The sequence below is a fragment of the Oceanospirillum sediminis genome (genome assembly GCF_014164585.1).
Classification (GTDB): Bacteria; Pseudomonadota; Gammaproteobacteria; order Pseudomonadales; family Halomonadaceae; genus Oceanospirillum; species Oceanospirillum sediminis.
The window spans coordinates 1-12,369 of the sequence record NZ_JACJFM010000022.1; the positions used below are offsets into that span (position 1 = coordinate 1).

Below are 12,369 nucleotides of genomic sequence, written 5' to 3' on the forward strand. Positions count from 1 at the left end.
ACACAGCTTACCGCTCCTGGTCGAAATGATCCATGCCTGAATAGCTAATTTGTTTTAAAAACAGTCTATTAAGGGCTTTTCAGGGCTGACTCAGTAGACAAAATGTTCAGAGTGATGGAAATGGATAAGCAGTTAACGGGCAGTTTTGAAGCTATGTTGCCTATGGTTGATCAAATGGCTGCCAAATTTAAGCTGGATGCCGCTGCAAAGGGTGAATTAACCGATATATACAGAACATGGTTTAACGATGATATTGATCGTGCTGCTGTAATGAGAAAAATCAAAGACATCTACGCCACTTCGTTTACTGAGAAAGAGCTGCAAGCAGTCACACAATTCTATCAAACGCCTGCTGGCAAAAAATTTCTGAAAAAATCCCCAGAACTCATGAGACTCGGGGCTCAGATCGGAATGCAGGAAGCCCAGTCGAAGCAAGCTCAGTTACTCAACCGGTTAAAGCCGTTTTTCGAGAAACATAACATTGAGTAAACGACGTCACTCTGTGCTGCTATAGCGATACGATGCGGGCTTACTTCAGTCGGGCCCGCTGCCTGCTTCAGGCCTTTATGCGTCCCAGTAGGGGAAGTCACCACCAAAGTACTCTGTGGCAAACTCCAGAAACACCCGCACCTTAGTTGGTAAAATTCCCGCTCACAGTCATTGCGGCTCATGTAACCCAGGTATGAGTGAAGTCGCTTTTCGTTGTAGTACATTACGATATACTGCCGTATATCCGCTATGGCTTCTTGCCGCTTCAGCGACTTTATAATCCTGTTCGAGTACCAATGAAATGGCATCCAGTTTAAATTCTTTGGTGTAACTTTTTCTGGTCATTATTTTCTCTCCAGTTAAGGGGATTATCCTTAACTGGACTGGTTACATCTATTCGATCTCCTTAATATTACTGAAAGCGAACTGATGGCCTTGTAATAGGGGCACTGCTGTGCGAGGGTCGTTGTCTTGTTATTTCTTCTATAAGTGCCAGCACAAAATTTTGCGATATTTATACCCTTTACCTATCCGGTCACTGACCGGCGAGGCAAGAAATATTTATGTTGAGGTACGTATATATTGATACAGTGAATTCAGTGTTGTTTGTCTGATTTCTGTTAGTTGCTGGCACTGTATATTGCTATGATGCAACCAGTCTGACGTGGTATCAGTTTCTTGATTTGCGGCAGACTGACACAATATTTCCAGCTGTATACAGTGATCGTTGAGCCGCTTCAAAGCGAAGTTAGCACTGGAGCCGGCCATTTTATGGCAGATATTCGCAGCCTGAACGGGTTTGTTGTGTTGAATGGCAGAGAGGAGTTGCTCTTCCAGCAGAATAAACTGATGTTCAAAGGATTGAAGAAGTTGCTTAAATTGCTCTCCCAGTGCTGCCTGATGCTGGTGGATCAGTCCGGAATCAAATAAAGCACTGTCTATGGTCTCAGGCTCTGATTGGCCTCGCTGTTTATCGTTGTTAACATTGACTTGAACAACCTGAGGCACCAGCCTAGACAGACAGTCATGAAGTTGCTCTGCCTGTATGGGTTTCGATAACACACTCTGAATACCATGTTTCTGATATCGGCTGAGTTCCTGATCTGTTACAGCTGCTGTCAGTGCAATCACATGCACTTGCGCTTTCTGCTGATTTTTATGCTGACGTATGCGCCGGGTTGTTTCCAGTCCATCCATATCCGGCAAATTAATATCCATCAGAATCAGATCATAGTCATTGTCATGATGCAGAGATAATGCGGTATAACCGTCTTCTGCAATATCTGTTATATGGCCTGCATGACTTAGTAAACCAGTGGCGACCTGCTGATTAATCTCCATATCTTCAACCAGTAAAATACGAAGTGGAGTTTGCTGAGCTGTGCTACTGACTTCGGGTCGTTTTACAGGCTGATAACCCTGTGTTTCCACCGCAGTGGCAGGTAATAAAGTGAAGGGGAGACTGCACCAGAATTCTGAACCGTCACCACTACTGCTGGAGAAACCAATCTGTCCGCCCAGTAATTCAGTCAGTTGTTTACAGATAGACAACCCCAGCCCTGAGCCTCCGTATCGTCGGGTGATGGATGAATCAGCCTGAGAGAAATGCTGGAATATTTTGCTATGAGCTTCTTCCGGAATGCCGATACCTGTATCCATCACGCTGAATGTCAGATAGATCTGATCATCAGCACTGGCATTGCTTTCAGATGCTGAACGAGGTAATTCGGTTTGCTGAATATTGAGTTCAACATAACCATCATCAGTAAACTTAATCGCATTGGAGCAGAGATTCATCAGAATCTGATTAAGTAGTCTTGAGTCGCCTTTTAATGCATCAGGAAGGTTGTCAGGGATGTCTGATCTGAAGCTGATATTTTTGTTGGCAACCAGAGGGCTGAGCTGATGTTCCAGGTTATGTAGTAATTCATGTAGTGAAAAAGGGTGATGATCTGCTTCTAGTTGCCCGGCTTCTGTCCGTGCGAAATCCAGTACATCATTAACAATATTCAGCAGAGATTGCCCGGATTGGTACAGGCTGTTTATCTGTTGCTGTTGCACCGTATTCAGTTCACTGTTCATTAACAGTTGAGTCATGCCAAGAATACCGTTAAGCGGTGTTCTGATTTCATGACTCATGGTTGCCAGAAACTGAGACTTAGCTTCATTTGCCGCTTCTGCTTTCTGTTGGCCAAAGACTGCAGCCATACGGGCTTTTTCTGCTTCTTCTTTTTGCCTCTGTTCGCTGATGTCTGCTACTGACCCTTCGAAAAGTTGTAGATCGCCACTGTCATTCGATACCGACCGGGCTGAAAGGCTGATATCCAGTATCTGTCCATCGGCTGAGCGCCATTGGGTGATAAAACCTCTGACTTCAGCATTCTGGCAGAGCGAAGCGAAAAAGTGCTGTTCATCATCAGAATTAACGAAACAGTGTTTTTTCAGGTTACTACAGTGACGCAGCAAGGCTGAACTGTCTGCAAACCCCATTAATCTGGCCAGCGCTGGATTAGCAGAGAGCAAATCACCATTGGGTGAAATTCGGAAAATACCTTCAATCGCATTTTCAAATAACGATCTGAAGGCTTGCTCAGAGCTTTGCAGGCTCTGATAGAGTTTAGCATTTTCGATTGAAATAGACGCCTGAGCAGAAAGAATCTGCAATGTCTCCAGACGCTCACGATTAAAGACATCGGCACTTTCTCTGTTTTCCAGATAAAGAACTGCCGTCAGGTTGCCATGATACAGAATAGGCATACACAGCAATGATCTGGGCTGGTGCAGCCTGATATAGCTGTCTTGCATAAACATGTCATGCTCAAGTGCATTGCTCAGTACCACTGTTTCTTTGGTTCTTTGTACATAGTGCAGAATATTGGCAGGCAGACGTTCTGTTTGTTCATCAATAGACTGCCCGGAAAAAAAGCGGGGCGGGCCTGAAAGATCATCTTCCGCTTCAATACAGAGTCTGTTGTCTCTTTTCAGCGCCAGGATCGCTTTCTGGGCACCGGCATTCTCCAGCGCAAGTCTCATCAGACGAGCGAGCAATCTTTCCAGTACAATTTCATCGGCAATCGCATGGGATGCACGCATCACTGATAAGGTATCCAGCATCTGATTGCCGTGACCTCTTTGCTCTCTGGCGGGCAGAACGTTGCTTGTATTACCGTAGGCCTGCACTTCCGCCAGCCCATACCAGGAGGTCATATGCTCTGCTTTGGCATCAGCCCCCCAGCGCGAATAATACGACTGAGCTTTATGCAGATATGCCTCACTGATCAGAGGCTTATTCCATTGCCGGTAGAAATCGCCACACAGTTCGCAGGCCATCGCTTTATCCAGCCATATTTCCCCTTGAGATGTGTGCTCAATAGCTTCCTCGTACAGTGACATTGCCAGAGTAAATTTCTGCTGTACCCGAGCCAGCTCGGCCTGTAACAATAATAAACGGCCTTTGTTATTTTCAGGGTTATAGCTAGCCCAATGCCGGACTTTGCCTATAATCTTTATGACCTGGTTCAGGCGACGATTCTGTCCTTGTATACCGCCTTCTCTGATTTCTGCTAACAGGGTTAATCCAGAAAGAAAGATAAGCCAGGCGGAAGTAAAGGTGGCTCCAATGGAGTCCAGATCCTGTTCGGCTTGCTGGCAATGCCTGGCTGCAGCCTGAGTATCCCCGAATAAAAAAGCTAGCAGAGCTTTGTAGAAGTGATGTACGCAGACCGCTGTTCTGTGATTATTCTGCGTATGCCTGGACAGCATCTCTTCTTCCTGATTAAAGCGACCGTCCAGCATCATAGGATTTGCGTTAAGCCCGCGTAAGTTATCAATACATTGCAGAGCATAACGAGAGTAGTATTCTGATTGTTTCTGTCCGGATGCCTTAATCTGACGGAAAAAGTGTTCCATTTCAGGCTGGGCATCAGCCAGATTGTCGGCCAGTGGCAGACGGTACTGAATCCAGGTGGCCAGGCAGTAGATGCTCCATTCAATATCACCACAATCCAGACCAGCCTGATATCCCGTTAATAAGGGCTCCAGTGTTGAGGACAGTGGTTCTTTCCAGTGGCGAACATAGCTGTTGTACAAGGATATCGTTTTATGATGGCTCAACCGGGAAGGTAATTTACTATCGATCTCCAGTGCAATTTGCCCTAAACGATAACCCTGTTCTATATCCATATACAGTCCACATAACACACCGCCATACCCTGCCAGAGCCTGGGCTGATGAGGGCAGAAGACCATATTTCAGTGTAATTTCTACCTGACGGGCCATGACCAGAGGGCGAAGCCCGGGATTAGAGAATTTAACCACCCCAAACATACTGGCCATAATCGGCAACGCAGCCTTCATGTGCTCATCTGTCATAGCGGGCAGGGATTCAATATTACCCATAGGGAATTTTCGAATCAGGCTACGGGTTCTGATGCGGTTATACAGCAATCTTAAAACACCAGGGTTTGGAGTGATTTCAATACCCAGTAATTTCAGTATCTTTAAAGCAACTTGCAGAGCATCCTGAAAGCGATTCTCTGACACTCTGGCCTGAATCTGCAGCTCGTAAATAGCAACCTGATCCAGAAGACTTGCAGCGTTGTTATGCACCTGGGTGATCAGGCTTTCCATTTCATGGGTTTTACCCTGAATCCAGGCTGATTCTGCTCCCATAGAACAGAGTTTTAACATGAGGGGATAATGTTGTTCCCAATCCTGATCTAATAAATTGCGTCCCTGACGAAAGTATTCCCTGGAAGCTTCAAAGGCTGCTGTTTTTCGTGACAGTTCGCCAGCCTTCAGGTTCATCTCTGCCAGTGCTGTTTTTTGCTGTGGATTTTCCAACAGCTCTGTGGCTTGATTGAGATGGTGGGTAATCTCAAAAATATCCTGTTGGTCGAAATCGGACGCTGAATTTTGCATCAGCAGGCCAATCTTCAGATGTAGTGCTTTACGATGCGGTTCTGCTAACAAACTGTAAGCAGCCTGTTGAATTCTGTCGTGAGCAAAGCGGTATTGGATACTGTAATCTGAATTCAGCTCATGTTTGTTATCAATCACGGTATAGCTGAAAAAATAGTTACCATCCTGCGGTAATATCAAGCGTTCCTGAAGAGGTAGCCAGAGTAATGAGGCCACCTTCCCTGGCGCGTAACCAGAAATTTCTGATAATGTTTTAAGCGTGAAAGGGTTACCGATACAGGCTGCATGAGTCAGCAGTTGCTGAGTGTCCTGTTCAAGGCTGCGAATCTTTCGGATCATCAGATCCACAACATTGTCAGACAGGCTCTGGCTGGCAATAACATCCAGATCCCATTGCCAGCGATTATCCCGGAAGAAGATCATCTGTTCCTGATTCAGAGTACTCAGAAACTGATTCAGGAAAAAAGGGTTTCCCTGAGTCTTTTCCTGGCAGATTCGGGCCAGTGCAAGAGAGTCTTCCTCAGAACAACCCAGTGTATCCGTTAACAGATGATTGATCTGATTCACTTCTAATGGTTGTAGCTGGATCTCATTTAAAGGTACTGATTGTCGTTTAAGGGTTTGCAGCATCAGCCCCAGGGGATGATCTGAGTAGACCTCCTCCGCCCGGTAGCTGCCAATCAGCATCAGAGATCGTGTACTACGTACTTCACTTTCATGGGTAATCAGGACCTGAATCAGATCAATAGAGGCCTGATCAGCCCAGTGGAGGTCATCCAGGAAGAGTACCAGTGGCCGTTGTTCATGGGTAAAAACCTGAATTAACTGCTGAAAAATACGCGAAAAGCGGTTTTTTTCTTCTGCAGGAGGCAGAGACGGGGCCTGAGGCTGTTCACCGATGATCAGCTCCAGCTCTGGTATCAGACGGGTCAGAACACCGGCATGATTGCCAAGGGCATTCATAATAACAGTACGCCACAGGCTGATACTATGCTCGGGTTCAGTCAATAGCTGGCGGATCAGGTTCTGTAACGCCTGAATAATCGCTGCATAGGGGCGATTACGTCCGAACTGACCGAATTTACCACTGACAAAGTGTCCATTACGCTCGCTGATATACTGCCGGATCTCATGGACCAGGCTTGACTTGCCAACCCCGGCGTAGCCTGAAATCAGGCTGATCTCACTGTGTCCACGGGCAACCCGATTATAAATACGAATGAGTTGCTGTATCCGTTTCTCCCGGCCATAGAGTTGTTGAGGCAAGACAAAATGTTCTGTCAGATCCTGTTCTGCGATCGGAAAATCAGTCACGGTGCCTGATTGTTGCCATTGCTGATAGCAACGCATCAGATCATCATTCAGTCCAATACTGGACTGGTAACGCCCGGAAGCATCTTTTGCCAGCAGGCGCATAACAATTTGAGCGAAAACCAGAGGAATATCAGGATTTTTATCGGACGGGAATAACGGCGTTTTGGCTATATGGCTATGAATAACCTCCAGTCGGTCCAGGCCGGAAAATGGAGGGGAGCCGGTCAATAATTCATAAAGTGTACAGCCCAGGCCATAAAAATCAGTACGATAGTCAACGGCCCGGTTAATACGTCCGGTTTGTTCCGGAGCAATATAAGGTAATACCTCTTGTTTGAGCAGACTATCCTGCCAGTGAGCAGGTTCTCTTTCCAGTTGAGTCGCCCGTGAAAAGTCGATGAGCTGTATGCGATAACGAATGCTGTGGCCCGAATCTGTCAGCGTAAAAAGGTTGTTGGTCTTTTCATCATATTCAGAGTCTGTATGCGTGACCGTGGCGTTATCGGGGATAAAATGGGTTTCATATGGGGTGTCGCTATCTGCCTTATCATCACTGGCAGCTGGATTACTCTCATTATTCTCCCTGATAAGGAGAATATTATCCGGCGTAATCTGTTTATGGATAATTTTCTGGCCATGTAACCCGGAGAGTATTTCACCCAAAGCGATGGCTATTGGCAGTACCTGATGCCAGCTCAGACGCTTTTTACTGATCAGCTGACGCAGGCTGATAGCAGACTGATCAGGAAAGATCGTGACCAGTCCTTTTTCACACAGAATCTGTTCTAGTGGGCGGATAATGCCTGTAATCCGGATATGTTTCAGTATCTCAAACTCTTGCTGGAGCAGCCTTTGGCTTTCAGCCATTCGATTATCATCCGGGTTCTGATGATATTTCAGAATGACCGGCAGTTGATCAGAGGCTCTGGTTGCCCGATAGATACCAAAACGTTCTCCGGAATAAAGCCGACTGATTCTGGAGAACTCTGTCAGTGATCGCTGGCTCATTCAGTCCTGCTTACCGGCAAACATATAGCCTGCGCCGTGTGCTGTAAGAATAAAGTGCGGATCAGAGGGATTATCACCCAGTTTACGACGTAAACGGCCGATCAACACATCAACAGATCGATCATTAGGGGTCCATTCACGGCCGTGAATAACATCCATTAACTGGTCTCTGGATAAGATCTGTCCCGGATGACGAACCAGATAATGCAGCAGACGAAACTCACCTTCAGGCAGACGTTCTTTATCTCCATCAGGATTGATCAGCAGGCGTTTATTGCCATCCAGTGTCCAGCCTTCAAATTGAATCAGAATTCGGTCCGGGGCACTTTCTGGCTGATTCTGGTGTTCTCTGACCCGCCATAGCAGGTTCTTAGCCCGTACAAGAAGCTCTCTTGGGTTGAAGGGCTTGGTGACATAGTCATCCGCGCCCATTTCCAGACCTACAATGCGGTCAATGTCATCTGCTTTAGCGGTGACCAGAATAATTCCCACTCGGGATGCGACTCTGAGTTCGCGAGTTAGTGTCAACCCATCTTTACCGGGCAGATTAATATCCAGCAGAACCAGATCGATTTTTTGTTCTCTGACCATGGTGATCAGGTCGTCAGCCTGATCGGTTTCGCTGACACGATAGCCTTCTTTCTGGAAATAGCTACTGATCAGCGAGCGTGAAGCCAGATCGTCTTCAACGATCAGGATATGAACATTATTTGTTGTATCTGTTGTCATAATTCTTTCTGCTGCAAGGCCTTCTGGCAGTCTAGCAAATAAATCTTACCGGATTAAAGCCTGCAGTCCTCATCTTGATTTTTGATAAAATTGTTATAAATCATAAGGTTATAATTGATTTGGGTGTTTTTTTATATTCTTGTTACATCTGGCTACAACTTTGCACATCCATCAGAAACTCTGTTTACACCCTGGCGCTAGTTTATTCTGGCAAGGGAAATTATACACACTGCAAAGGCTTAACCAGTCAAAAGGTATCATAATCAGGCTAAGCCATTTCTTCCGGATAAAAGATGTCTGGCAGAAAAAGATCGGATGAGCTGTGCTGAATATGCCTTGTATAACAACAAAATAACAGAACAACACAGTCCTGCTGAATGGACGGCAACAGAGAATCATTATTAACAGGAGTGATTGCCTTGAAGAAAAATAGAATAACACAGGCACTTCTGAGCACGGGTATGTTTGCCCTTGCCAGTGTCGGCGCATCAAGTGCGCTGGCAGCCGATGGAGAATCGATTATTCGTGATCGCTGTCTGGGCTGTCACGTTGAAACAGGGGAAAGCGCTACACCTTTTTCCCGGATCAGTGAACAGCGTAAAACCCCTGAAGGCTGGCTGATGGCCATCAGTCGTATGCAGCAGCAGCGCGGGCTGGTTATTACTCCGGAAGAAAAGCGTACTCTGGTGAAATATCTGGCAGACACTCAGGGATTGGCTCCGGCGGAGACCCGTGAATTACGTTATGTGCTGGAAAAACAACCTAACGTGACGGAATCCTTTGAACCCTGGTTGCAGGATACCTGTGTTCGTTGTCACTCCGGGGCTCGTATCGGACTGCAGCGTCGTACAGAAGAAGACTGGAAGTGGCTGGTTCATTTCCATATGGGGCAGCAACCAACGGCTGAGTTACATGCCGGAGCCAGAGATCGGGCATGGTTTGATATCGCTCTGAATCAGGTTGCTCCTAAGCTGGGACAGGTTTACGGGCTGAATACTCAGGAATGGTCTGACTGGCAGGCCGCTGATAAGCAATCACTGTCTGGTCGTTGGGTGATGTCCGGCTATTTACCTGAAAAGGGACAGTTTGATGCCACCGTCCATATCAGTGAGCTGGGCAATGATAAATACAGTGTCACTATGGATGGTCAGTATGCTGATGGCACGCCTCTGACCGGTAAGGGCAGCGGTATCGTTTATACCAGCTATGACTGGCGTGGTGCAGTAACGATTAATGGCGTAAAAATGCGTCAGGTACTTGCCGCATCTGAAGACGGTCAGTCACTGAATGGTCGTATGTTCAAGCGCGATGACGATGTTTTAGGCGGACAGGTCACTGCTATTAAAGGTGCAGGCATTACCGCAGTTTCGCCATCCTATATTCGTCAGGGTGAACGTAAGCTGCTGACTATTTCAGGTAACAAACTGAATGGCTCTGTGCACCTGGGCGCTGGTGTGAAAGTTGTCAGTGTGGTTTCTCGGGATGACAACAGAGTGGTTGTAGTTGCTGAAGCATCTCAACGAGCTGAATCCGGTCACAGAGAGGTCCGGGTAGGCAAACTGTCATCTGAAATGCCTCTGGCGGTATATGACCAGCTGGCAAGAGTTGATATTACGCCATCAGATTCTATCGCACGTGTGGGCGGTGGTGGCGGTGCACTGGCTAAGCAAAAATCCTGGTACCGGGCTGTCGGTTATGCTGCAGGCGCTGATGGTAAACCAGGCACAGAAGATGATATCCGTCTGGGCTACATGCCAGCCAGCTGGTCCCTGAAACCATTTGATGAGATTGCTGAGCATGACGGTGATATTAAGTATGCCGGAACGATCGATGATCGGGGGATTTTCACTCCGGGTGATGCAGGTCCGAATCCGGAACGTAAGATGTCGACTAACAATGTGGGCAATCTGACCGTAACTGGTACTGTACATGACGGAAACCAGGTGGTGTCCGGCGATAGTCATCTGCTGGTGACCGTACAGAAATTTGTTCGTGCACTGATTGACTGATGATAGAGACCTGGCTGGACTAATTCACTGCATAACACAGCCAGAACAGATCATCATGCCTGCTACAGGCATCAGTGAAGATAACCTCAGAACAGAAGTGGCAGAGCTAAAATCTGTTATCACAGAATAATAAACCGTGAGGTCAATATGGGTGCTTTATCTCTGGTAAAACCCAATATGCATCTGGTGGATGTGGAAACGCGCAAAATGCTGTTTCATGTCCCGACCAGCAGCCTGTTTGAGCTGGAAGGTGTAAGCCGTGAGTTGATAGAACTGTTTAACGATCAGGGGCAGGTGACTGCGTCTATGCTACAGGATCGTTTTCAGGGGCGTTATCAGCCTGCTGATGTAATGGAAACGATAGAAGAACTGAAATCTCTGAAAGTGATTTCAGACGGAAACCCGGTTCAGATCAATCATGAGCCGGAAGCGGTTAAATCGTTTCCGTTAACTACAATCGTGCTGAACACCAATACCGGCTGTAACCTCAGCTGTACTTACTGCTACAAAGAGGATCTGACGACGCCTTCCCAGGGCAACAAAATGTCTTATGACACGGCGATCAAATCCATTGAAATGCTGTTAGAAGAATCACCGGACCAGCGTCAGTACAACGTGGTATTTTTCGGTGGTGAACCTCTGACCAATATGCCACTGATTCGTGATGTGGTGGCCTGGTGTGAGCAGCGTTTCTCTGAGCTTGAGTCGGAAGTCAGTTTCACTATGACGACCAATGCCACCATGCTGACAGAACAGCTGGTTGACTGGTTTAACGACCATCGTTTCGGTCTGACCATATCGATGGATGGCCCCAAAGCCATGCACGATAAGAACCGCATTACTGTGGGCGGTCAGGGAACTTACGATGTTGTTAAACAAAAGGTGGGGATGTTACTGAATCGCTATTCCTCAAGACCTGTGGGCTGTCGGGTTACTCTGACTCATGGCATCACAGATGTTGAAGCGATTTTTGATCATCTGCACCACGATCTGGGTTTTGCTGAAGTGGGTTTTGGCCCGGTAACGTCAGGCGATATTTCCTCTTTTAATCTCACCGGTGACGAGATGGTGACCGTATTTGAAGGTATGAAGCGTCTGGGGCGTCAGTATCTCGAAGCGGCACTGGAGCACAGAAACTTCGGCTTTGGCAACATGCATCAGCTGATGACGGATCTGCATGAAGGCAATAAGAAACGTCTGCCATGCGGAGCGGGTGTTGCCTTGCTGGCCGTCGATACTAAAGGCGGTATTAACCTGTGCCATCGTTTTACCGGATCTGATCTGCCGACGTTTGGTGATGTTGATAATGGCATCAATAAACCTGAGCTGGCCAACTTTGTTGAGCAGCGTCTGGATCGTAGCAATACCGGCTGTGAAACCTGTCGGATACGTAATATCTGTTCTGGTGGTTGTTACCACGAAAGCTATGCCAAATACGGTGATGCGACGACACCTTCCTACCATTACTGCGACCTGCTGCGTGACTGGGTCGACTTCGGGGTAGAAGTGTATACCCGCATCATGCTGGAGAACCCGGCGTTCTTTGATACGTATGTATCTCCAAGAAGGAATTCCCGATGAAACATCTGAAATCATTTAATAAGAAAGCAAAAATGCTGGACAGAACCACGTCTCAGGATGAAGTAGAAGACGTGGTTGCGATGCAATCTATGGTGGGTTGTACCTCTGTTAACGATCCGGGCTGGGAAGTCGATCCCTTTGGTGGTCTGGGCTCACTGTGTCAGCCAATGGAAGCTGACCTGTATGGTTGTGCCGATGCCTGCTGGTGGCCTGCTCAGGTACCAGACACCATGAGTACCCATCCGAACTGGTCACAGGATGTATCTAAAGCAGACGAAGACTGGCGTAAGCTGGACAGCGTCTTCCCGGAAGAGTAATG

6 protein-coding genes and 1 pseudogene are annotated in these 12,369 nt (G+C 47.1%); 4 read left to right on the top strand and 3 right to left on the bottom strand.

Annotation, left to right across the window (positions count from 1 at the left end; genetic code table 11):
* Positions 1–120: 120 nt before the first annotated feature.
* Positions 121–489 carry a DUF2059 domain-containing protein gene (locus tag H4O21_RS15430; RefSeq protein ID WP_182809777.1) on the top strand — a complete coding sequence of 123 codons (369 nt, stop codon included), beginning with the start codon at positions 121–123 and terminating at the stop codon, positions 487–489.
* A 210-nt stretch (positions 490–699) separates the two neighbouring features.
* Here H4O21_RS15430 and H4O21_RS15435 read toward each other — a convergent pair.
* From H4O21_RS15435 to H4O21_RS15445, 3 genes and pseudogenes are all read right to left on the bottom strand, one after another.
* Positions 700–837, bottom strand: a pseudogene (locus H4O21_RS15435) (transposase); the annotation flags it as partial.
* A gap of 213 nt (positions 838–1,050) precedes the next feature.
* Entirely contained in the window at positions 1,051–7,731 is a 6,681-nt protein-coding gene (locus H4O21_RS15440; protein WP_182809778.1) for an AAA family ATPase, read from the bottom strand.
* A complete protein-coding gene (locus tag H4O21_RS15445; protein ID WP_182809779.1) occupies positions 7,732–8,460 on the bottom strand; it encodes a response regulator in 729 nt (242 codons plus the stop codon).
* A gap of 410 nt (positions 8,461–8,870) precedes the next feature.
* Here H4O21_RS15445 and peaA point away from each other — a divergent pair, with 410 nt between their 5' ends.
* The 3 genes from peaA (at position 8,871) to qhpC (ending at position 12,367) form a co-directional block, all read left to right on the top strand.
* Positions 8,871–10,469: a quinohemoprotein amine dehydrogenase subunit alpha gene (gene peaA, locus H4O21_RS15450; RefSeq protein ID WP_370463934.1), complete on the top strand. Its 1,599-nt coding sequence runs from the start codon at positions 8,871–8,873 to the stop codon at positions 10,467–10,469.
* 147 nt (positions 10,470–10,616) lie between these two features.
* Positions 10,617–12,050 (top strand): quinohemoprotein amine dehydrogenase maturation protein, encoded by a 1,434-nt coding sequence (gene peaB, locus H4O21_RS15455; protein ID WP_182809780.1) that lies wholly within the window; start codon positions 10,617–10,619, stop codon positions 12,048–12,050.
* Positions 12,047–12,367: a quinohemoprotein amine dehydrogenase subunit gamma gene (qhpC, locus tag H4O21_RS15460; RefSeq protein ID WP_028300988.1), complete on the top strand. Its 321-nt coding sequence runs from the start codon at positions 12,047–12,049 to the stop codon at positions 12,365–12,367. The genes peaB and qhpC overlap by 4 nt, the downstream gene beginning before the upstream one ends.
* The last annotated feature ends 2 nt before the right edge of the window (positions 12,368–12,369 follow it).

Excerpts from the sequence above, each read along its gene's own strand:
- peaB (WP_182809780.1), top strand. The coding sequence starts at position 10,617 with ATGGGTGCTTTATCTCTGGTAAAACCCAATATGCATCTGGTGGATGTG.
- qhpC (WP_028300988.1), top strand. The coding sequence starts at position 12,047 with ATGAAACATCTGAAATCATTTAATAAGAAAGCAAAAATGCTGGACAGA.
- H4O21_RS15445 (WP_182809779.1), bottom strand. The coding sequence starts at position 8,460 with ATGACAACAGATACAACAAATAATGTTCATATCCTGATCGTTGAAGAC.
- H4O21_RS15430 (WP_182809777.1), top strand. The coding sequence starts at position 121 with ATGGATAAGCAGTTAACGGGCAGTTTTGAAGCTATGTTGCCTATGGTT.
- H4O21_RS15440 (WP_182809778.1), bottom strand. The coding sequence starts at position 7,731 with ATGAGCCAGCGATCACTGACAGAGTTCTCCAGAATCAGTCGGCTTTAT.